The sequence below is a fragment of the Lactobacillus sp. wkB8 genome, assembly GCF_000761135.1.
In the GTDB taxonomy this organism is placed as follows: Bacteria; Bacillota; Bacilli; order Lactobacillales; family Lactobacillaceae; genus Lactobacillus; species Lactobacillus helsingborgensis.
Window position 1 is genome coordinate 825,496 of sequence record NZ_CP009531.1, and the last position, 25,000, is coordinate 850,495.

At 38.1% G+C, this 25,000-nt stretch carries 8 protein-coding genes; 5 read left to right on the top strand and 3 right to left on the bottom strand.

The window, feature by feature from the left end; all coding sequences use genetic code 11:
* The first annotated feature begins 906 nt into the window (after positions 1 to 906).
* Positions 907 to 14,880, top strand: coding sequence for an SLAP domain-containing protein (locus tag LACWKB8_RS03930; RefSeq protein WP_038522273.1), 13,974 nt, complete (start codon positions 907 to 909; stop codon positions 14,878 to 14,880).
* A 70-nt stretch (positions 14,881 to 14,950) separates the two neighbouring features.
* On the opposite strand, the gene LACWKB8_RS03935 is transcribed toward LACWKB8_RS03930, so the two are convergent.
* From LACWKB8_RS03935 to rpsD, 3 genes are all read right to left on the bottom strand, one after another.
* The gene (locus LACWKB8_RS03935; RefSeq protein ID WP_038522275.1) at positions 14,951 to 16,258 is read right to left on the bottom strand and encodes a replication-associated recombination protein A; all 1,308 of its coding nucleotides are present in this window, start codon (positions 16,256 to 16,258) and stop codon (positions 14,951 to 14,953) included.
* A complete protein-coding gene (locus tag LACWKB8_RS03940) occupies positions 16,259 to 16,726 on the bottom strand; it encodes a YueI family protein (protein WP_038522278.1) in 468 nt (155 codons plus the stop codon).
* A gap of 69 nt (positions 16,727 to 16,795) precedes the next feature.
* Complete coding sequence (gene rpsD, locus LACWKB8_RS03945) at positions 16,796 to 17,407, bottom strand: 30S ribosomal protein S4 (RefSeq protein ID WP_038522281.1); 612 nt, start codon at positions 17,405 to 17,407, stop codon at positions 16,796 to 16,798.
* Positions 17,408 to 17,831: 424 nt separating this feature from the next.
* Here rpsD and ezrA point away from each other — a divergent pair, with 424 nt between their 5' ends.
* From ezrA to LACWKB8_RS03965, 4 genes are all read left to right on the top strand, one after another.
* Entirely contained in the window at positions 17,832 to 19,547 is a 1,716-nt protein-coding gene (ezrA, locus tag LACWKB8_RS03950; protein ID WP_038522284.1) for a septation ring formation regulator EzrA, read from the top strand.
* Between the two features lie 161 nt (positions 19,548 to 19,708).
* The gene (locus tag LACWKB8_RS03955; RefSeq protein WP_038522287.1) at positions 19,709 to 20,866 is read left to right on the top strand and encodes a cysteine desulfurase family protein; all 1,158 of its coding nucleotides are present in this window, start codon (positions 19,709 to 19,711) and stop codon (positions 20,864 to 20,866) included.
* Between the two features lie 6 nt (positions 20,867 to 20,872).
* A complete protein-coding gene (gene thiI / locus LACWKB8_RS03960) occupies positions 20,873 to 22,090 on the top strand; it encodes a tRNA uracil 4-sulfurtransferase ThiI (protein WP_038522290.1) in 1,218 nt (405 codons plus the stop codon).
* Positions 22,091 to 22,359: 269 nt separating this feature from the next.
* On the top strand, positions 22,360 to 24,999 hold the full coding sequence (locus tag LACWKB8_RS03965) for a valine--tRNA ligase (RefSeq protein WP_038522293.1): 2,640 nt from the start codon (positions 22,360 to 22,362) through the stop codon (positions 24,997 to 24,999).
* Position 25,000: the final 1 nt, after the last annotated feature.

Here is a 25,000-nt window from a genome sequence, read left to right on the forward strand (position 1 = left end):
GCTAAAACCACAAAATACCCCAAATTTAAGGTAAATTTGGGGTATTTTTGCGTCTGGACTTTTTATTAAAACACTATTCTAGCTAATTACTGCTAAAAATAGGTTTGCAGCTTTAAGCTGATAGTTGCTTTAACATAAATGATTGGATATTACAGCGCTTTGCTTTCTGGCCATAAGTTCAGAGAAGTAATTTTAGTTTAATACTAGTAAACAAGTGGCCGCTGAAATTTTAAAAGAAAGTCTTATTTATTAAGCATGTGACTGTTGATTTGCTATAGTTTTAATGCCGACAAAATAATCATAACAAAAGAAGTTACATTTCCAGACTAAAGTTAGCACTTCAAGAGTTAGAATTAAGCGAAAATTATTTTGATGACCAGTCAGAGTAAAACTTAAACAGCCATCATTTCGTGTCTGTTAACGAAGTGATCAAGTCGCAAAATTACCTATTTAAAGAAGTTATTTCAGTTTATTTAAATGATATTACTCCCAAATTTTGGCTAGATTTGGGAGTATTTTTGTGTGCAAAATTTTACTACTAGTTTAAATAACATAGTTAAAATTAATTATTAAATAAGTTATAACTAAAAATAATTTGTATATGTTATTTAATATACAAAAACATACTAGATAAATTTGTATCACAAATGTAATAAAAAACATTTTTAAACTAATTTGCAAAATAGTTTTTCCTTTAATCACTTTTAGTTATTTTTATTTAATTGGCTTAAAATGCAGTAAAATAGTAATTCATAAAAATAATAAAGTTATTTTTAATCAGAATTAGTATTTTTTAAAAATAACGGTTATTTATAGCTTAACATCTATTGCTAAATACTATATTGACAATGAATAACGCTAGTTATAAAATTCAAAGTGTATTTTTAATTCAAGGAAGGACAACTTATGTTAGGGAAAAATAACTTTAAAGAACGACTAAGAAAAATGGAAATGCAACAAAAGCAAGACCGCTTTTCAATTCGCAAATTGACGATCGGTGCCGCTTCTGTTTTGTTAGGATTCACTTTTCTGGGTTTGGGTAGTCAAACGGTTAAAGCCGATACTGATCTATCAACCCAACAAGTCGATAGAAAAACTGAAACCAAGTCATCCGAGTCTGATTTGAGTAATGCTGCAACAGAAAATAATAAGGCTGCTTCTCAATCAACTCAGGATGATAGACAAACCAAAAAGACCGAAAAAGAGCCAAAATTATCTACTTTTTCAGGCTTATCTTCATTTTTGAAGAGTAGTGATGAAGACTCGAAATCTGTCAGCAAGACAAAAACCACAAAAGAGCAGACAAAGAAAGATAGTAAAGAATCCGATCAATCTACTGCTGTTAAGCAGCCAGATACTGAGGCAAATGATGCAAATGCAGTCACACCGGGAAAAACTGATTCAACTGGTAAAGACACTAACACTGATATTACCTCAGGAGACAACACAGCCAGTGATGGCAAATTGCCAGAAGATTCACAGGCAAATGTGATTAAGCCGGGTGATGATACTAGCAATAATGATGAGCAAAATAACAGCACGGATAAAATTGCGCCTGCTAAAAATAAAAATCCATTAGTCAAGGATGCTGGCGATGGTTTTTCTTATCAGGTTTATAACTGGAAAGATTTTCAAGATGCGCTTAACAATATAAATATCACTGAAATTATTTTAATGAATGATGTTAGCGCAGATCCTAATAATGGCAATAATAGATTTAATGTTCCTGGGCGTACTCTCTTAATTAGATCAAACGGAGATGCCAAATATAAACTTGATTTCACTGGCTATTCACCTAGACAAAGCCGTGGTACAAATGCAGATATTACTTATCAAAGTCTTAATATGCGCAGTGGGGACTATTACGGTGTTTGGGATACCGAATATGTAAGTGATAATTATCATGCCAACATTATGTTTAAGGACTGCTCGTTTGAAGGGTCGCAATTAATCTATGCTGGTAGCAATACTCATATCTTTTTTACCGGAAATAATGATGTTCATACCGCAAAATGGCCCAACCATAGTGATCAACAAATGTTTGAGTTTACTAATGGAAATGAAAATGACAGCATAGAATTCTTGGATGGTGAATTTGTCGGTTCAACGTACGGTGGCACTATAATCGAAATGAAGAGTAAGACTAACACTGTTAAAATTAACAGAGGTGCAACCGTAACACTTAATCCCGTGCAAGACTTTGATGAAAACAGAAGCACTGGTGAGGGGGGCAAACCTTTTAGCGCCATTTACATGGAAAGCGGCGGAATTGTTCAAGTTGGTGGCGTCTTGAATATTAATATTGGCCTAAATAAAGTGAGACCTTATAAGGGCACAAGAGATGCCGGTAAAGCCAGGGCTGTTTATTTAAAAGATTCTGGTTCAACATTTAACATTTTACAGAATGGCCAAGTCAATATTAATACGAATGGTAATATTACTGACGCTGCTTCAGGAAATCTATTTTATGATAACGGTAATTTGAACATTAGTCCTAATGGCGAATTAAATATTCTGGGTAGTAACATGGGTGATTACTCAGGCACACTAGTTTATGTTACTGGCTCTGCTGATGTTGAAAATGGTGCCTTTAATATCAGATTAGGCGATGATCCAGGCACAGGAGCAATTAAACTACTTGATGTTCAAGGTGGAACTTTAAAAATTAACAACCCGACATCATTTATTTTGGATTCTCATAATAATAAAAACACTGCAACCAGCATTATTGGCAATAACAAGATCACAATTACTAATGTTCGCCAGCAGCTGCAAACTAACTCTGGCAGCAGATTCACATTGCCACCTTTCCATGTTTTACAGCTGCAGAAATCAGCTAAGGGTATTTCTGTAAATACTCTTGAAATGCTTGATGGCAATAAGACGTTAACTCAAGAACAGTTAGATGAAATTAAGAACGATCCTGCCATTAAAGATATTATTAATGACAGAAAATTTGGTTCTTTCTTAACTGCTGCTGAAGCTGCTGTTAAGGATCCAGAATCTAATAGATTAGATGATATTATCAAAAATGCTTTAGAAAACGCTCTCAGCAGTTCAGATTCTGACAGCTATAATAACGTGACATTTGTTCCTGCTAACCCAAGTGGATTCTTGGATATTGATGATGATAATTTACAAGTTATCAAGAATAATGATGGTTCTAGAACTATCAAAGGCAAGGTCAAGAATTACACCGAAGCAGAAGATGGTCCAAGTAATGATAATGCCTTTTATAAGTACTTCCCTAAGGGTACAAAGGGTTATGTAATTATTAGATACGTTAGCAGCAATGCTAAATATAACAAGGTTATTCAGGAAGATAAAAATCTGAAGCCTTATGCCGATACTAATGACACATACCGTGGCAATATTATTGACCGGGTTTCAGAATTGCCAACTGTCTTTACCTCTGCAATTAATCCAGACGGTACTTTTGCAGTAACAATACCTGCTGATATTACCCTAAATATGAATAAGGGCGATAAGGTTGAAATAACACCTAACGCCAATTTCGTTGAATACAGTCCAGAAGTTGTCGCAGTAGGTTCTCGTCCGATAGTTAAGAGTATAGATATCCTTACTTTATCAGAAGCTCAAGACGACGCTGCTACTACGATCAGAAATGCGGTAAAAGACGCCGAAAGCAAGAAGCCAACTAATTTAAAAGAAAGTCAATCAAAGACTTTTGAAGATGAGTTGGCTAAAGCATTGGCAATGGCAGATTCAGTCACTGAATCTAATAAAGACACAACAGTTTATGGTGCAGATACAATTGCCGAAGTCAATAGACGTAAAGGAGCGGCTCTTGACCTTGTGAATAAAGCTTTGCAAATTGCTAATGAAGAATCAGCAGAGCAAGATAAATTAGCTTCAGCCAAAGAAGCTGCCAAACAAGCACTTGAGAATGAGCTTAATGGTAATGGTACTTCCGGGATGCCTGGTGTAGTTAACCAAATTGCTGATTTAGCAAACAGTGGTTTAACCCAGGACAACGTTAAGATATATCAAGATCAAGCTCAAAAAGCATACGATGCCGCAAAGAAAGCTATTGATGACTGTGAAAGTTTTGATGAAATCACTAAAGCGCAAGCTAAGGGTGTAGCAGACATTGATCAAGCTTTAACAGATGCTAAGGCACAACAACTTATTGATAAAGCTGTAAGTGACTTAAAGACTGCTAAAGAAGACGCTTTGAAAGAATTAGCAGCTGAAAAGGCAACTGTTGAAGATAACATCGCTAATTTAAAGAATATCAGTACTGAAGCTAAAACTGCATTTAATAAAGAAGTTGAAACTTACTATCAAGACGCTGTTGACAAAGTTAATAACCCGTCACCAGCAAGCCTTGAACAGGTAGATATTGAGAAGAACACTGGGATTAGAAACATTGACAGCGTATGGGACAAAGCTACAGCACTGGATAAAGAAATTGCTTTTGACCAGAAAAAACTTGATGATTACGCTCAAGCTGCAGCGGATCGCATCAATAAGACGGACATGTCTGAGGAAGACAAGCAAAAAGCAGTAACCGACATTAACAAGGCTCGTGATGAGGCCAAGATAAATGTGGGCAAACAATTAACGTCTGAAAGTGCAGATAAGGCTGAAGATGATGGCGAAAAGGCGATAAAAGCAGTTGAAGACAACGCAAATGCAGCCAATATTGAAGCTATTAAAACTTCTAACACTGCTAACCTTAACGCTGCTGCTGATAGCGCAATTGAGCGTGTGAATAAAGCTTATAATAGTTTAACAGAAGCTGGTCAGCAGGAAAAAGCTGCTGCTGATAAAACTGCTGCAATTTCAGCTATTAATCAGGCTAAAACAGCTGCCAACGAATCAATTAATGCTGCTACAACCAAAGATGCAATCGTTAATGCCTTTAACGTTGCTAAAGACAAGTTTGACAATGCGGCAACCACAGCTGAAGTTGCTTTTGCCAAAATAGCAGCTGTTGATGCCGTCAAAAAAGAAGCTGACAGTGTCAAGCCGAATTTAAGTGCAGCTGATCAACAGACAGTTGATGGTATCGTAGCAAAAGCTAATAGCGATTTCCAAAAAGCGACAACAGTCGACAAGGTCAACAGCATTAAAGATCAGGCAATTAAAGATATTGCCAATGTTAAAACTACTGCTGATGTAGTTAAGGAAGCCGAAATCAAGGCTAACAAGGATACTCAAACTGCTAATATTGATACGGCAGCCACAGCAGCCAAGAAACGGATAACTGATGCTTACAATAAATTGTCACAGGCTAACCAAACTAGTTACCAAGAATCGTTACAGAAAGCTTTAGATGATATTGACCAAGCTGCAAAAACTGCTAAAAATAATATTCAGAGTGCCCAAAATGTGGCAGACATTATAACTGCAGCAGAAAAAGGCACACAAGCAATTGCTGCTATTGAGACTAAGACAGAAGTAACATTTGCCCAAGCCGATGCAAAAGAGGCAATTGCAAATGAAGCTGCTAAGGTTAAGCCGAATTTAAGTGCAGCTGATCAACAAACAGTTGATGGCATTGTGACTACAGCTAATGGCAAAATTGATGTAGCTACCGATATTCCAACAATTAATAATATTAAAAATCAGGCTATCAAAGATATTGATCAGGTCAAAACCACCGCTGATTCAAATTCAAAGGAAAAAGTTGAAAAGGCAAAAGAGCTGAATAGGACTAGTATTGATGATGCAGCTAAAGCAGCGGTTGCTCGCGTTGAGGCGGCTTATAAGAACTTAACACCTGCTGAACAGTCAGCTAATAAAGCTGCTTTTGACCAAGCTGTTACCGCCATTAAGAATGCCCAAACTACAGCTGAAGCCAAGATTGCAGCTGCGACTACTGAAACTGAAGTTGCTGCCGCAGCTAGTGAAGGTACAACAAACATTAATAAGCTGGCTGATGCAGCTGAATTAAACTTTGTCAAGATTACTGCTAACGACGCAGTACAAGCTGAAGCTGGAAAGGTAAAACCTAATCTCAAAGAAACAGCTGATCAAAATAAAGTAGATGAAATTGTTGACCAAGCTAAAGCCGACATTGGTGCTGCTGAGACCGTTGATAACGTAAACAGAATAAAAGAGAATGCAATCAAGGCAATTGACAACGTCAAAAGTAATGCAGAGCAAACAATTCAAAAAGCACAAGAATTAAGCAGAGAAAGTGTTGATGCCCAAGCAGATGCCGCTAAGAAGCGGGTCAAAGATGCTTATGATAAGCTCACTTCTGATGAGCAAAAGACGACCGCAGTTCAAACTGCTTATAACGCAGCTAATAATGCCATTGATAAAGCTAAGACTGTAGCAGAGACTGCAATAGCTGCCGCACAAACTAATTCAGAAATTACGACAGCTGTTGATAATGCTAATAAAGCCTTTACACAAGCAGCTTCTGACGCCGAATTGGCCTTTGCCAAGGTGGCTGCGATAGATGCAGTTCAGAGTGAAGCGGACAAAGTCAAGAAAGGCTTAAAGCAAACTGTTGATCTTAATAAAGTAGATAGTATAGTAACCCAGGCTCAAACTGATTTGAACAATGCTGATAGTGTTACCAAAGTTGGCTTCATTAAAGACCAGGCAATTAAAGATATTGATAATGTTAAAGCTACAGCTGATGCAGCTGTTGACAATTCCCAAACAGTCAATAAAGCTAATATTGATAAAGCGGCAGCTGAAGCAATTCAACGGGTTCAGAATGCTTATAACGAGTTAAGTGCACCTGAAAAAGAGCAGGCTAAGTCAGAATACAATAAAGCTGTCAGTGATATTAATGAGGCAAAGAACTCTGCGGATGCGGCCATCCAAGCTGCAAAGACGGTAGATGATGCGACAAATGCTGCTACAGCAGGAATTTCTACAGTTAATGATATTGCCAACAAGGCAGAACTATCATTTGCAAAATTGGGAGCTAAAACTGCGGTTAAAGCAGCAGCAGATGCTGTTACTAACGGTCTTGATGATGAAAACCAGCAAAAGGTACAAGAGATAGTAACTACAGCAAATTCTAAAATTGATAAGGCTACTACTATCACTGACGTGGTTAGATTTAGGGATCAGGCTATCAATGATATTAATGGTGTCAAAGCTGTGGCAGACGCCGTTCAAGAAGCACAGCTAAATGAAAACAAGAAAAACAACACCGCTAATGTTAAGGAAGCTGCTGATGCTGCTAGAAAACGTGTCGATGATGCATATAGCAAGTTGAATGAATCTCAAAAGAATGCTAATCACCAGACTTACCAAAATGCCCATGATGCGATTGACAATGCTGCAAATAGTGCAAATAACCAAATTACACTGGCACAGTCAAGTGATCAAATATCAGAAATAGTTAAAACTGCTAAGACTCAGTTTGATAATGCAGCCACAAAAGCTGAAGTAGCTTTTGCTAAGATAACAGCTGTTGCAGATATTTCGAATGAAGCTAATAAGGTTAAACAAGACCTAAAGGCTGATTCTGATAAGAATCGGGTTGACAATATTGCTATCACTGCTACTACTAGTATTAATAGCACTAATACTGATACTGTAGCTAAAGTAACCAGTATTAGGGATCAGGCTATTAAAGATATCGACGCTGTTAGAGCTGAAGCTAATGGTGGCGAACAAGCCAGTCTGGAAGAAACTAAGGATAATCGGACTGGTGATGTCAACAAAGCAGCAGCAAACGCTAAAACACGGGTCGATACGGTTTACGCTCAGCTGACACCTGCTGAACAAGATGCAACAAAGCAGACCTACAATGATACTCTTGCTGCTATTGAAAATACGCGCCTTAAAGCAAATAGCGATATTGCCAGTGCTGAAACTAAGGATGCGGTAAGCAATATAGCAGCAACAGCTGAGCAGGAACTTGATCAAGAAGCTACAAAAGCAGAGGTGGCGTTTGCGAAAACAGCTGCTAAAGATGCGATTCAGGCTGAAGAACAGAGTGCTATTGCCGACCTTAAAGGTCAGGACGATAAGACTTCTGTGCAGAACATCGCTAACAATGCTATTAAAGAAATTGACCAAAATTCGACAGATACTGTTGCCAAAGTAAACAGCATTAAAGATAGCGCAATTAGTGCCATTAAGGCTGTTAAAAACACGGCAAATGCAGTAGATCAAGCAATTGTTGAAGAAGCTCGCAAAGACAGCTCTGCAAATATTAATGAAGCAGCTGAAACAGCTAAGAAGAGAGTTGAAGTAGCATATAGTAAGCTGACGGGAACTGAACAAGCAGTTGCCAAACAGGCTCATGATGACGCTCTTAGCGCAATTGCAAGTGCGCAAAAAGCTGCTAACGATGCAATTTCTTCATTAAATTCAAAAGCAGAAATTACTCAGGCAGCAAATGAGGGTATTAATAAGATTGATGCAGCAGCAAACGAAGCAGAAGTAGCTTTCGCCAAGGTAGCAGCTAAGGATGCAGTTCATGAAAAAGCCAAATCTGTCATAGATCAGTTAAATAAATCTGATGATAAGAAAAAAGTGCAGGAAATTTCTGATCAAGCAGATAAAGATATTGACGCAACTGGAGCAGATACTGTAGATAAGGTAAACAGCATTAGAGATAAAGCGATCAATGATATAAGTAATATAAAAGCAACTGCGGATGACAATGAACAGAAAGAACTGGAGCAAACTAAGGAAAATAATAAGGCTAGTGTTGATGATTTAGTTAAAGCTGCTAAAAAACGTGTTCAAGATGCTTATGACAAACTCGGAAAAGACGAAAAAGTTTTAGCTGCAAGTGATTATAATAAAGCCATGGCTGACATCACTCAAGCACAAACTACAGCTGATGATGCGATTAGTGCCGCTACAAATGCTGATGCGATTGTTAAAGCGGTCGGTACAGCATCTACTGCCTTTGATACGGCAGCTACAATAGCTGAAGTGGCATTTGCTAGAGTGACAGCTAAGACTGCAATCCAAGCTGAAGCTGATAAAGTCAAAAAAGGCTTGAAACAGGAAGTTGACCAAGCTAAAGTCGATAATATAGTGTTACGGGCTGAAAATGATCTTGCTGCAGCCGTAAGCGTAGATAATGTAAATACTATTGCAGCTCAAGCTATTAAAGACATTGATGCCGTTAAAGATACTGCTGAGGAAAATGAGCAGAAGGATTTAGCTAAAGTTAAGGATGATTCTAAGCAGAGTATCGATCAAGCTGCCACAGCCGCAAAGCAAAGAATTAAGGATGCATATAATACTCTTAGTGCAGATGAACAGGCTGCAACTAAGACAGATTATGACAAGGCAATCCAAGCCATTACCGATGCTCAAACAGCAGCTCAAGTTGCTATAGAAAAAGCAACGGACAAGGATGCCGTAAGTAAAGCTGTCGGAGACGCCGATCAGGCTTTCACCCAAGCAGAAACGGAAGCTAAATTAGCATTTGCTAAAGTAGCAGCTAAAGATACTGTTCATAAAGTGGCAGATACTGTTAAAGGTAATTTGAGTAAGGATGCTGATAAGAAACAAGTAGATGTAATTTCAACTCAAGCTGATACTGCTATTGATAAAGCTACCGATATCACAACTGTCAATCAATTAAGAGATAAGGCAATCAGCGACATCAATGCTGTTAAAGCAACCGCCGATGCAGTCGACAAAGCTACCTTGGAGCAAGCTAAGGAAAATGGTAATACCAATGTTAGTGGTGCTGCTGCTGATGCTAAAAAACGGGTAGAGAATGCTTATAATAATCTTAATTCTGACCAAAAGAATGATAATTATCAAGCATACCAAAATGCTCTTACTGCAATTGACAATGCCGCCGATACAGCAAATATCAAAATTGGTCAAGCCCAAACTGCTGACGAAATTAAAGGGGCAGTTGATGATGCTAAGACTAAGTTTAATGATATTGCAACCAAAGCTGAAGTAGCCTTTGCTAAAGTTATAGCTAAAGCTGCTGTTCAAAAGGAAGCAACAAAGGTTAAGAATGACCTGAAGTCTCAAGCTGATAAAAACAAGGTTGATAGTATTGTTAACCAAGCTAATATCCAGTTTAACGACAGCGCTACAGACACAGTGCAAGAGGTAAACAGTATTAGGGATAAAGCAATTGATGATATCGATGCTGTTAAAGACGCAGCTAATGGCAATGAACAAGCAAGCTTAGAAGAAACTAAGAATAATCAAAGGGGTAATGTGAACAGTGCAGCAGACGCAGCTAAGGCCCGAGTAGAAAAAGCTTATAATGATCTGGAAAAAGATCAACAACAAAAAACTAAGCAGGTTCATGATAATGCAATTACTGCAATTGAAAATGCACTTCAAAAAGCAAATGCCGATATTCAAAATGCTGAAACTAAAGATGCTGTGGTAGCCATAGCAGCAACAGCAGAGCAAAAATTTGATCAGGAAGCAACAAAAGCAGAGGTAGACTTCGCAAAAGTGGCAGCTAAAGATGCAGTTCACAAGGAAGCCGCTAACGCTCAAAGTCAGTTAAAGAACGCTGCTGATAAGCAAAAGGTTCAAAACATTTCTGATCAAGCAGATACCGATTTTGATGATGTTGCAACAGATACGGTAGACAAAGTAAACAGCATCAAAGAAAATGCTATTAGTGCAATTAATGCTGTTAAAAATACTGCATCAGCAGTAGATGAGGCTTTGCTAGAGCAGGCTCGTAAAGACAGCACTCAGAACATCACTAATGCCGCAGAAGCTGCTAAGAAACAAGTTGAAGATGCTTATGAAAAACTAAGTTCAAGTCAAAAGGCAGCAACAAAACTTGACCATGATAATGCGCTTACCGCAATTGAAAATGCCCAAACAGCAGCCATTGATGCAGTCAATGCAGCGACAAGCAAAGATGCTATCACTTCAGCAGCTAATGATGGAGTTAACAAGATTAACGCAGCAGCAACTACCGCAGAGGTAGCTTTTGCAAAAACAGCTGCTAAAGATGCGGTTCAAGCTGAAGCTGCAAATGTGATTAAGAATCTGAAAGACAAAAAAGATCAGGAAACAGTTCAGAATATCGCTGACACTGCAGTGGCAAATATTGACAGTGCTTCAACTGATACAGTGCAAAAGGTTAATGACTTCAGAGATCAAGCCATCAATGATATTGATAAGGTGAAGAATACTGTAGATACCGCTGAACAAGCTAAGTTAGAAGAAGCTAAAGACAACAGTCAGGCAAGTGTTGATGCAGCTGCTGCAGCCGCTACAAAACGCGTTGAAGATGCATATAATAAGCTTAGTTCGCAGCAACAAACCAAGACTAAAGCAGATCATGATGCAGCTATTGCTGCAATTAAAAATGCACAAAAAGCAGCAAATGATGCTATTGCGCAAGCAAAAGATAAGGGTGCAGTGGCTGAAGCTGTTTCAACTGCAAATACAGCCTTTGATCAAGCAGCCACTCAGGCTGAAGTAGCTTTTGCAAGGGCAGTTGCTAAAGAAGATATTAGAAATGAAGCAGATAAGATCGAAAATGGCTTGAGCCTTGAAAGTGATAAGGCTAAAGTTGAAGGGATTGTCAACGAAGCTAATACACAATTAAATACAGCTGATACAGTGCAAAAGATCAATGATATTAGAAATCAAGCCATCAGTGATATTGATACTGTCAAGACAAACGCAGATCAAACTGCTGCTACTAAGCTTGATAATGACAAGAAAGATGCAATTACTGCTTTAACTAACAAACAAACTGAAGTTAAAAATGGCATCGATTCCCTGAAAAATGTCAGTGCTGAAAACAAGACCGCTCTAAAAGATAAAGTAGATCGTTACTACGAAGATGCAGTTAACAAGATTAAAGATGCAGGTACAACTACTTCTGACCAAGTTAATAGTGCTAAACAAGAAGGCATCGATAACATGGGCAAAGTTCTTGAGGATGCAAAAGCTTTAGATACAGCTATTGCAAATGACCAAAAGAAATTAGATGATCATGCTTCTGCAGCAATTGACAAGATTAATAAGTCTGATTTATCTGACGCTGATAAAGGAAAGGCTATTGAATCAATCAATAAAGCTCGTGATGATGCTAAAGAGACTGTTGGTTCACAGCCAACTGTCGAAAAGGCAGACGCAGCTGAAAAAGCCGGAGAAAGTGCAATTGATACAGCTGAAAAAACTGCTACAGATACAGATTTAGGAAATTCTAAACTTACCGAAAAGACCAAAGTCGAGGCTGCGGCAGACAATGCTAAGAAACAACTTGATGATGATTATAATAAGCTGACTCTTGACCAGCAAAAGGAAGTTAAAGATAAGTATGACAAAGCTAAAGCAGATATTGATCAGGCTAAAGCTGATGCTGAAAAAGCAATAGATTCAGCTACTTCCAAGCAAGATGTCAATAATGCTTCTGATAAAGCTAAGACTGACATTGACAAAGCTAAAAATGACGCTGAATTAGCCTTTGCTCAAGCTGCAGCTAAAGACGCAGTTAAAGCAGTTGCTGAAGATATCAAGAGTGGCTTAAATAAACAAGAGGATAAGAACAAGGTCGACGATCTTGTTACCCAAGCTAATAAAGACATTGACGCTGCAACTACAATTGATTCTGTAAATAGCATTCGTGACAAAGTGATTACTGCAATTAAGGGTATTAAGAATTCTGCAGATCAATCAGATAAAGATGACTTAGCTGCTATCAAGTCAAATAATAAAACAAATGTTGACCAGGCAGCAACTAAAGCTAAAAACCGTGTTGATGAAGCTTATAACAAGCTTAATGACACTCAAAAAGCAACTACTAAAGCTGATTATGACAATGCTTTAGCCGCTATTGAGGATGCTAAGAAAGCAGCCGAAACTAAGATAGACAGTGCTACTAATGCAGACGCGGTTGCAGCAGCAGTTGACAATGCTTCTAGACAATTTGATTCTGCGGCAGCAACAGCTGAACTAGCCTTCAGTAAAGTAGCTGCCAAAGATGAAGTCAATAAAGCAGCTTCTACAGCTAAGCCAAGCTTGAGTAAAGATAATCAGGATCGGGTAGATGAAATAGCAAAACAGGCAAGTGTTGATATTGATTCAGCTGAAACTGTTGCCAATGTTGCTAGAATTAAGCAAAACGCTATTGATAAAATTAATGCCTTAAAAGGTAATGATGAAAAAGACTTAGCTCAAGCTATCTCAAATGCCAAAGCAGAATTGAGCAAAAAGCATGATGATGCGGTAGCAAGACTGAAAGATAAGTTTGGTAGTGATGCAGATACCACTGAAGTAGATAAAGCATTCAACTCGAATAAGGACATCACTGGAGCATCGGTTGATGAAGTTAAAGAGCACGAATTAGCAGCCGAAAGGGAATTGGCTAAAGGCGAAGTTCAAGATACTGGCACAAATGCTAAGAAGAAAGTTGATGAATTAAAGCACAAAGATGGTACTGACTATACCCAAGCTGAAAAAGATGCTATCAAGAACCAAATTGACAAAGATGTTCATAACGCTATTGATAAGAATGGTACTATTGATCAAGCAAGCGATTCAGCTGGTGTGGATAAAGCTCGTAAGGATGCAATTGACAAGATAATTGGTGAAACAATTCCTGACAGTCAGGAAGTTAACAACATCATAAATCAAGATAAGGAAGTTCTCAGTCAAAGACTTGCTAAGATTCGTGAAGCTGCTACTACATATTTGAAGCAGAAGTTTGGTCCTGATACTGATGATAGTGCCATTCAGCAAAGTTATGAAGACGCGCTAGCAAAACTCAAAGACAAGCCTACAGACTTAGCAACCGAACTTGAAGGTGAAAAGCTGATTGCCAAGGGTGCTTTAGCAGATGCCCAAAAGGCTGCTAATAAGCGGGTTGATAGCGATAATAATTATGATTCTTCTGCTAAGACTCAGATTAAGCAAACTATTCAAAAAGATTACAACGATCTTCTAAATAGTATCGAAGCTAGTTCGGCAGTTAGTGAAATAATTACGGCAAAACGTAATCTCGGAATTGATCAACTATATCGTGATGCTACTGAAGCTAATGTTCATGTCACTAACATTGTAGAAAATGGCGGTGGTGCTCAAACTCCTGGAATATTACCAAATCAACCAAATAAGACTGATGATAAAGATAAGGATACTGATAAGAAGAATGAAGACTCTGAAAGAGTTGTCTTGATGCACAATGCTTACCTTTACGATAGCAATGGCAAACGTGCAAACGGCATTACTTTAGGAGCTGGTTCAATCCTTGATACATACGGTATTGAAGCAATTAACGGTGACCAATATTATGTCTTAATTGATAAAGGTGATAATGATAAGAAATACTATGTAGCAGTTGGCAACATTAAGAGCACAACCCAAAAGCTGAAGCACAATGCTTACATTTATGACCAATATGGCAAGCGAGTTAAGAAATCTGGTAAACTGAAGACCGGTAAAGCTATTGCTACTTATGGCAGCAGCGTCAAAATTCGCGGCAAGAAGTACTTCACTATTGCTAAGAATCGTTATATCAAAGCTGCTAATATTGCTAGTCAAGATGTATTGCTTAAGAGTGCAACAGCAAAACAAGGAGCTGCAGTTGCCAGCGGAGATCAATCACACATCCTGGTTAATAAGAAAGTTATGCATAACGCATACCTATATGATCAAAAAGGTATTCGTGCCAATGGCTTAATCATTAACGCAGGTTCAACGGTTGATGTGGTGACTCAAAAAGTTGTTAATAAGAAGATCTATTATGTTCTTGAAGATGGTTTGTATATTGCCGCAGGTAATATCGACTCTAAGAAACTTAAACTAAAGCGCAACGCATACATTTACAATCAGTATGGCAGTCGTGTTGGTAAGAAAGTGCTGAAGAAACATAAGTCCGTTAAGACGTATGGTAATCCAGTTAAGATTAAGGGTAAGAAATATTACACCGTAGCAAAGAACAAATTTGTTAAGAAAGCTAATATCAAAGGATAATCAATTTCTTAACTAAAATAAAAGTGTCACAATTGTTAGAAATAACAGTTGTGGCACTTTTTGAATTCGTTTATTTTTTCTTTAAACCATTTTTTTGTAATTCATGCAAGGTTTCGTACTGCTTTTTTAAGCCCTTTTCAATTTTAGAATTGCCCTTAGGCTGGAAATACTGTTTACCCACTAATTTATCTGGTAAATATTGTTGGGCTACCCAATCATTTGCAAAAGAGTGGGGGTAAATATAGCCCTTGCCATGACCTAAATTTTTGGCTCCGGAATAATGGGCATCCTTTAAGGTTGCTGGTATGCTGCCATAATCCTTATTTTTGACATCCTGCAAGGCAGCATCAATCGCACTAATTGCACTATTACTCTTAGGAGATATTGCTAACTCAATGACTGCGTTAGCTAGAGGTATTCTGGCTTCAGGAAATCCGAGATTCTTAGCAGCTTGAATAGCAACTTGAGTATGCTGAACAGCGGCTGGATTAGCCAGCCCAATATCTTCATAAGCTATCACGCTTAGACGTCGGCAAATTGCTACTAGATCACCTGATTCAATTAATCTCGCCAAATAATGCAAGGCTGCATCAGTATCAGAACCGCGAATTGACTTTTGAAAAGCAGATACTAAATCATAGTGGCCGTCACCTTTGGCATCAAAGTTTTGGCTACGCATCTGAATCGAATTTGCCATTTCGTCTTGGTTAATAGTCAGGCTTGCGGTTTCAGTTTTACCAGCTGCAATCAGCTCTTGCTTTGTTGAGCGCACAGCTAATTCAAGTCCGTTTAGAGTTGCACGTAAATCACCATTGCCTTTTTGCACTAAAAGATTTCTAGCATCATGTGTTAATTTTACTTGATATTTTCCCAGACCATTTTTATCATCGGTTAAAGCTCGGTCAATTGCTTTACTAATGTCTTCTGCAGCAAGAGGCTTAAGTTCGAAAATTTGGCACCGGGAACGAATAGCAGGAGAAATAGCAATATACGGATTTTCAGTTGTTGCACCAATTAAAATAATTTGTCCAGATTCTAGCAATGGTAAGAGAAAATCCTGTTTAGTTTTGTCTAAACGGTGAATTTCATCTAATAATAATATAACTGTGCCACTGAGTTTTCCTTCTGCTGCTACCTGTTCTAACTGCTTTTTACTATCTGTTGCCGCATTCAGCTGGCGAAAAGCATATTTGGTTGAACCGGCAATTGCACTGGCAATGCTGGTTTTGCCGATACCAGGGGGACCATAGAGTATCATAGATGACAGCATCCTGGCTTCAACCATTCGCCGAATAATTTTACCCGGACCAATTAAATGTTGTTGACCAACAACTTCGTCTAAATTTTGTGGTCTCATTCTGTAAGCTAATGGCTTCATTTAATTGTCTCCGTGAAAAAGCCGGTGCCAAAAGCCAGCCTTTTTTTGATTAGTATTGCTAAGCTGGGTTTTAGGCATTTCCGGCGGATATACCTGATCAATTTCAATCCGCATCTTGTTAATTGCGGTTGGTGCCACTACTAAAATGGCTGAGTCGTCTGGACCGGTTTTAGCAGTTTCGTTGTTAACAATAGTAAAAGCAATCTCGTATTTACTACAATAAGTTTCTACTTGATCCACAAAATTATCATGCAAATTGCCATTTATTAGTATGTTGTACCCTGTATAATCTTTAAAGTGTAATAAGAATAGTTTAGTTAATTTGGGATCTTGTACTTCTTTATTAGTCATTCTAACTAAAACTCGTTCGCGAAGGGAACCTAAAAATCTTCTTCGTTCATCAGGTCTTGTTTGCGGGGTAATCCCTTGAGCAGCGTTCGATACTCTGGTATTTAAATCTTCAGTCATCAGTAGCTCTCCTTTCGGGTAGCAAAAACCCCTCTCCAAGCAGGAAAGGGGTTTTGTAAAATGTGGAAATTAAAGTAACTTGTTGTAGTATTCAACAACTAAAGCTTCGTTAATTTCTGGTTCCATTTCATCACGTTCTGGGAGACGAACAAGTGAACCTTCCATTTTGTTATCATCAAATGAAACAAAAGATGGGCGGGATACAACTGCTTCAAGTGCATCCTTAACTTGTTGCAAGTTCTTTGACTTTTCCTTGAGGCTAATAGCTTGACCAACCTTAACTTCGTAAGATGGAATATCAACACGCTTGCCGTCAACAGTAATGTGACCGTGATTAACTAATTGTCTAGCTTGTTCTCTAGTAGTAGCAAAACCTAAACGGTAAACAAGACTGTCTAAGCGGCATTCAAGTAAAGCCATGAAGTTAGTACCGTGTTCACCTTCACGGATCTTGCCGGCACGTGTAAACAAAGTTCTAAATTGACGTTCGTTTAAACCGTACATCCAACGTAGCTTCTGCTTTTCGTGCAATTGCTCGCCGTATTCTGATAAACGACCACGTGAATTGGGACCATGTTGACCAGGAGCATAGTTACGACGACTAATTTCCTTGCCTGTACCTGAAAGTGAAATTCCTAATCTTCTAGAACGTTTCCAACTTGGACCTGTATATCTTGACATAAAATCCTCCAATAAAATCTGATAACAGTTTTTGGAGTAAAATAGTTACGTATAAGTTTAACATTCGTGCATCTTAATTTTCATTTTCGCCTATTGCAGCGTCGGTTACTCGTTCACTAAAACGTATTAAGATGTTGACGTTCTTGCCACTTATAGCTGCAAATATTTTACACGCTCTATATTATAGTTGTCTCAGTGTATTAAAGCAAGGAAAACATTGTTTACTTTATTTAATAGGAAGAAAAAAGAAAAACCAGTTTTAGTTAGCTCTCATACTAAACAATTTCCCTTTAAAACTAGAGTGTATTTATTAATAGTAACTAAATTTTCTCGGCAGAATTGGATTATTTTTGCCAGTAAAGAAAACTCATACCCACAATAATACAGAAATTTGTTATAATTGGGTTAGTTTTGGAGGAAAATTATGTCACCAGCTCAATCCATAGTTGTAATCATAGCAAGTTTAATCATTATTATAATTGTAGTACTTATGATAGTAGTCAATCGTCGTCAATTGCGGGAAATTTTGGAATTGGACGACCAGATCTCAGAAATAGAAAAAATGCATTTGGAAACAGATATCATTAATCTGGATAAAATGGATTTAGCAGGTGAGAGTCTGACTACTTTGACTACATGGCGCAAGAATTATAAGCAGGCAGCAACTGAAAAAATACCTGCAGCGCAGACTTTTCTCGAACAAGCAGCCGACCAAAATGCGCATTATCATTTATTTAAAGCGCACAAAAACATCAAACAAGCGCAGGAAATTATGACGCAAACTTATGATGATGCGAAAAATACTAAGGAAGTTTTCACTGAACTGCTCGAATCAAATAGAGAAAACCAAAAGCAATATGATGACTTATTTAATCAGTATAAAGACCTGCGCAAAAATGTACTTGCTGATTCTTTTGAGTATGGTTCTGCCCTTGATCAAATTGAAAACGAACTGACAACAATGGAAAATGACTTTTCCGAAGCTAAGAGTTTAACTGCTCAAGGCGATCAGGTAGAAGCAAAACGTATTCTTTCAAAAATTAAAGCTGCTTTGGCAAATGTAGGCTGTCTTTTACCCCAAGTCAGAGAGGCAAGGCATCAACTTGATCAGGTATTTCAAGATCAATTAGATGAATTATCTGATACATATAAAAAGATGATGTCTTCCAAGTTTTATATTACTGAGCTTGACGTTTTAGCCGAAATTAAAAAAGTCCGTGGTCAAGTTGCCGATGCTGGTAAGCTATTAACCGAATTAAAAATTTCTGCTTTAAATAAAGAAATTGCTAAAATCAAACAAGAAATATCGGCCCTGTACGACGTTTTGATTAAAGAATACAAGTCACGTCCATTTGTAGAGGAAAACCAGGAGAAAATCCAACGCTTATTGGCTCATGAACAAGTAGAGTCCAAGAATTTGGTCGCTAAATTACGCCATATTGATGAAAGTTATGAATTAACACATAATGAATTAGCTACCAGTAGGCAATTAGAACAAGAAGTTAATGATATGGAGCGGCAATATACGGTTGATACGCAGAATGTGGCTGATGGTAAAGGAGTATATTCTGCAATTAAATCGTCGTGGTTAAGTATGCTGGATCGTTTACGCGAAATTAGTGCGCAACAGAAAAAAATGGCGCAAGATGTTGACGGGTTATATGATTCTGAAAATGTGGCTAATGATTCAATCAACCGCTTCAAGCAGGAAGTTTCTCTGGTTTATCGGCGTTTGGAGCGTAAGAAGCTGCCGGGGAACCCCGATGCGTTTGTCCAGATGTATACGCTAGTCGTCAATGAAATTGGGCATGTGGCTAAAGAGTTAAGTCAAGTGCGATTAAATATGGAAAAAATTTCACAGGAATTAATTCAAATTTCTGATGACGTTGAAAGGTTAAAACGAGAGTCAGACGATATTATCAATTCTGCGGACTTGGTTCAGCTCACCTTACAATATTCAAATAAATATTCAAATAATGGGTCAATTAAAGCTGCTCAGAAAAAGGCAATGCAACTTTATGAAGAAGAATTCAATTATAAAGATGCTCTTGATACGATTGCGACAGCTATTGAAAAAGTCGAACCAGGTTCATATCAGCGTTTAGAAAACTTGTATTATTCAGATAAGAAAAACAATTGATTATATTTTAGTTACCAATTATAATTATCAAGCTTTAAGATTAGCAAATGATTTTAAAGCTTTTTTAGTGCAGCTGCATTAATAATTGAAGCTTTAGTTAATTTAAGTTACAATTTATAAGTTAATAGCTAATCATGTAGTGCTTTGGGGGAGAGAAACTTTTGATATACTTTGACAATAGTGCCACGACCAAGATTGACCCTTCTGTTTTAGCAACCTATGATCAAGTTGCGCAAACTATTTGGGGCAATCCCTCCAGTTTACATAAATTGGGTGACCGTGCTTTTCAACTTTTAGAAAGTTCACGTAAGCAAATTGCTGCACTTTTAAAGGTTAAACAGGTTGAAATATTTTTTACATCAGGTGGTACCGAAGCGAACAATTGGGCAATAAAAGGGACTGCTTTTCAAAAACGTGAATTTGGTAAACACCTCATTACTTCAAGTGTTGAACATGCCTCTGTCGCTAATGCTTTTAATGCTTTAGAATATCTGGGTTTTCGGGTAACTCACCTGCCAGTTGACAAAGAAGGGCGCGTTAACGTTAATGATTTGCGTAATGCACTGGATTCTGACACTACTTTGGTATCAATTATGGGTGTTAATAACGAGATCGGAACTATTCAGCCTATTGAAGAAATTAGTGATTTGTTAACTAATTATCCGACAGTCAGTTTTCATGTTGATAACGTCCAAGCTTTAGGTAAAAATATTTGGCAGCGTGTTTTTACTCCCCGCGTGGATTTTTCCAGTTTGTCTGCTCATAAATTTCATGCTCCAAGAGGTACGGGTATTCTTTACAAAAAAGAAGGAAAAATGCTCGCACCACTTCATGATGGCGGTGGTCAGGAAAAAGGGCTGCGGTCGGGTACCGAAAATTTGCCGGCAATTGCAGGAATGGCTAAAGCTATCCGCCTTCTGTTAGAAAATGAAGCGGCTAAAGCTCAAAAAGAGGCTGCTATTAAAGGCAAAATTGTAGCATACTTACAAGATAAACCGGGGATAACTATTTTTTCACCTGTTTCTGCTGACTTTGCACCGCATATTTTATGTTTTGCACTTGAAGGGATCAGAGGAGAAACACTGGTACATACACTGGAAGAACATGATATTTATACTTCAACGACTTCTGCCTGTGCCTCGACTAAAGTTGATGAGGCTAGCACATTAGTGGCGATGCATGTTGATAATAAAGTAGCAACCAGCGCTATTCGCCTTAGCTTTGATGAAACTAACACTCTTGCAGAAGCTGATGAATTTATTAAAGTCTTTGATCAGATTTACCGGCACTTTGCCACAATTAATCATTTAGGAGAATAAAATTAGATGAAATATACTGAGATAATGGTTCGTTACGGTGAACTTTCAACGAAAGGGAAAAACCGCAAAGATTTTATCGGTCGCTTAGCCGGTAATGTCACTAAAGTGTTGCGCGATTTTCCACAAGTTGAAATTCATCCGCGTCATGATCGGATGCACATAGTTTTAAACGATGCTCCTTTTAAGGAAGTAGATCAACGGCTGAAAAAGGTTTTCGGCATTCAGACTTATTCACCTACTATTAAAGTTGAAAAGACATTAGAAGCAATTGAAAAGACATCGCTTTCTTTAATGAACGAAACTTTCAAAAAGGGAATGACTTTTAAAGTTAATACCAGACGCAGCGACCACCAATTTTTATACGATACCAATGAATTAAATAAAATGATAGGTGACTACCTTTTTGCCAACATGAGTGATTTGAAGGTAGAAATGAAATATCCTGATCTGGTCCTCAGAATTGAGGTGCGTAAGGATGCCGTTTATATTTCTAATCAATTACTACATGGGGCTGGCGGTATGCCTGTTGGTACAGGCGGGCGCGCTGTCATGATGCTCTCAGGTGGTATTGACTCACCGGTTGCTTCATACTTAGCTTTAAAACGTGGCGTTGACATTGATATGGTTCACTTTTATAGTCCACCGTATACTACAGAAAAAGCGCTAAATAAGGCTAAAGAATTAACCGGTATCTTGGCTAATTATGCAGGGAAAATCAATTTCATTGCAGTACCTTTTGCGGAAATTCAAGAAACTATTAAAGAAAAAATCCCTGAAGGCTACTTAATGACTGTTCAAAGGAGGTTTATGCTGCAATTAGCTGATAAAATCAGAGCCAAAAGAAAAGGACTGGCTATTTTTAACGGTGAGTCCGTCGGACAAGTAGCTTCACAAACTTTAGAATCAATGGCCGCAATTAATGATGTCACAACAACGCCTGTTGTTAGGCCAGTTGCTACAATGGACAAGACAGAGATTATCCGTTTAGCTGAAAAAATTGGTACTTTTGGCCTGTCAATTCAGCCATTTGAAGATTGCTGCACTATCTTTGCGCCACCACGCCCAAAAACTAAACCTAGAATTGATAAGGCCCGTGAATTTGAAAATCGTTTGGATGTAGAAGGGTTAATAGAAAGAGCTTTAGCAGGTATTCAAGTTACAGCAATTTATCCTAATGACAAGTTTTTAGCAGATAAAGCGGCAGAAGATGCTGCACTGCTATAAAAAAAGTGTTATAATACCTGCAAAGCAATAATTGAGAGGTATTAACCTTATAGATAGAGAAAGGCTCATGGTTGGTGAAAAGCCGAATGAAGGTTAATTTGTAGCTTGATTGGACTGGTTGGCTGAACTTAAAGTAAGCTGGCCCGGTAAATATGCCGTTATCATTTTTAAGAGAAGCAGAAGTAGTTCTGCTTAATCTTAGGTGGTACCGCGGTTAATCATATCGTCCTAGACATTATGTCTAGGACTTTTTTATTGGGAGGAGAATTATGACAGATTTAGCGCCAAAATATGACCCACGTGAGGTCGAACAGGGTAGATATCAAAAATGGCTTGATCAAGATTTGTTTAAACCGTCTGGAGATAAAAAGGCACATCCATATTCAATTGTTATTCCACCACCAAACGTTACTGGTAAGCTTCATTTAGGACACGCTTGGGACACAGCGATTCAAGACACTTTAATCAGGTTTAAAAGAATGCAGGGCTATGACACTTTGTATTTACCAGGGATGGATCATGCCGGGATTGCAACTCAAGCTAAAGTTGAAGCAAAGTTGCGTAAACAAGGTAAAGATCGTCATGAAATGGGTCGTGAAGCCTTTGTTAAACAGGTTTGGGATTGGAAAGATGAATACGCCGCTATTATTAAAAGCCAGTGGGCTAAACTAGGGTTATCATTAGACTATTCGCGTGAACGTTTTACTTTAGACAAAGGATTATCTAAAGCTGTTCGGCGTGTTTTCGTCCAATTATATAATGAAGGTTTAATTTATCGCGGGGAATACATTATTAATTGGGACCCTGAATTGCAGACTGCTTTAAGTGATATTGAAGTTATTCACCAAGACGATAAGGGCGCCTTTTACCACATTAAATATCCGTTTGCGGATGGTTCGGGATTTGTCGAAATCGCAACTACTCGTCCTGAAACTATGTTCGGTGATACCGCGGTTGCTGTGGCACCTGGTGATGAGCGCTATAAAGACCTTGTCGGTAAAGAATTAATTTTGCCAATAGTTGGTCGTCATATCCCAATTATTGAAGATCAACATGTTGATCCAGAATTTGGTACCGGATTAGTTAAAATCACTCCTGCTCATGATCCTAACGACTTTTTGGTTGGCAATCGTCATCACTTAAAACGAATTAACGTCATGAATGACGACGGCACAATGAACGAAAATGCCGGTAAGTATGAGGGCATGGATCGTTTTGCATGTCGCAAAGCATTAGTTAAAGACCTGAAAGAACAGGGTTATTTGCTCAAAGTTAAGCCGATTGTGCACTCGGTTGGACATTCAGAGCGTTCTGGTGTTCAAGTTGAACCGCGTTTGTCAACACAATGGTTCGTTAAGATGAAACCACTTGCTGACAAAGTTTTAGAAAATCAGAAAACTGCTGGCAAGGTTAATTTTGTACCAAAAAGATTTGAACAAACCTTAGATCACTGGATGGAAGATGTCCATGACTGGGTAATTTCACGCCAGTTATGGTGGGGCCACAGAATTCCTGCTTGGTACAATAAAAAGACTGGTGAAATGTATGTTGGCGAAGATGCTCCCAAGGACATTGAAAACTGGAAACAAGATCCAGATGTTTTAGATACATGGTTCTCCAGTGCTTTGTGGCCATTCTCAACTTTAGGCTGGCCCGATGAAAATTCTGCTGATTTTAAGCGTTACTTTCCAACTAATGCCTTGGTTACCGGTTATGATATTATCTTTTTCTGGGTTTCACGAATGATTTTCCAGAGCTTGCATTTTACACATGAAAGACCATTTAATGACGTGGTTCTTCATGGTCTGATTCGTGATGAACAGGGACGTAAAATGAGTAAATCTCTGGGTAATGGAGTAGACCCAATGGATGTTATTGACCAGTACGGTGCTGATGCTTTACGCTGGTTCTTACTCAATGGTACAGCCCCAGGACAAGATACTCGCTATAATCCTAAGCAACTAGCATCTGCTTGGAACTTCATCAACAAGATTTGGAATGCCGCTAGATTTGTGATTATGAATTTACCAGAAGATGCACAAGCTGCTCACATGCCTGATACTAGTGAGTTTGATTTGTCTGACAGCTGGATATTCGATCGTTTAAATCACACTGTTAGCGAAGTAACTCGTTTATTTGATGATTATCAATTTGGTGAAGCTGGTCGAGAATTATACAACTTTATTTGGAATGACTTCTGTGACTGGTACATTGAAATGGCTAAAGTTGCTTTAAATGGTGATAATCAAGAATTAAAAACCAGAAAACAAGATAATTTGATTTGGATTCTTGATCAGATCTTACGCTTGCTTCATCCGATTATGCCATTCGTGACAGAAAAATTATGGTTGTCCATGCCACACGATGGTGAATCAATTATGGTTGCGAAATACCCTGAACCGCATGCTGAGTTTAAAAATGAACCAGCTCGTCGTGACATGGCTTTCTTAATCGAAATCATTAAAGCAGTACGTAATATTCGTATGGAAGTAAATGCTCCGTTGTCTTCTTCAATTGACATTATGATTCAATTAGAAGACGCAAAGAATGAAAGAATTTTAACTGACAATGAAGATTACGTTAAGAACTTCTTGCATCCAAAAGAATTAACCATTTCAACTCAAATTGCTGCACCAAAACTTGCTAAGACTGCCGTGATTTCAGGTGCACAGATCTTTGTTCCGTTAGCTGATTTAGTCAATATTGAAGACGAGATTAAGCGCATGACCAAAGAAGAAAAAGATCTGCAAGCTGAAGTTGAACGTTCAACTAAGAAACTAAGTAATCAAGGCTTTGTCGCACATGCTCCTGAAGCTGTGATAAATAAAGAAAAAGCGAAAAAAGCTGATTACGAAAATCAACTTCAAAGCGTTCAGGAAAGAATTCAAGAATTAAAGAAGAGTGAATAAC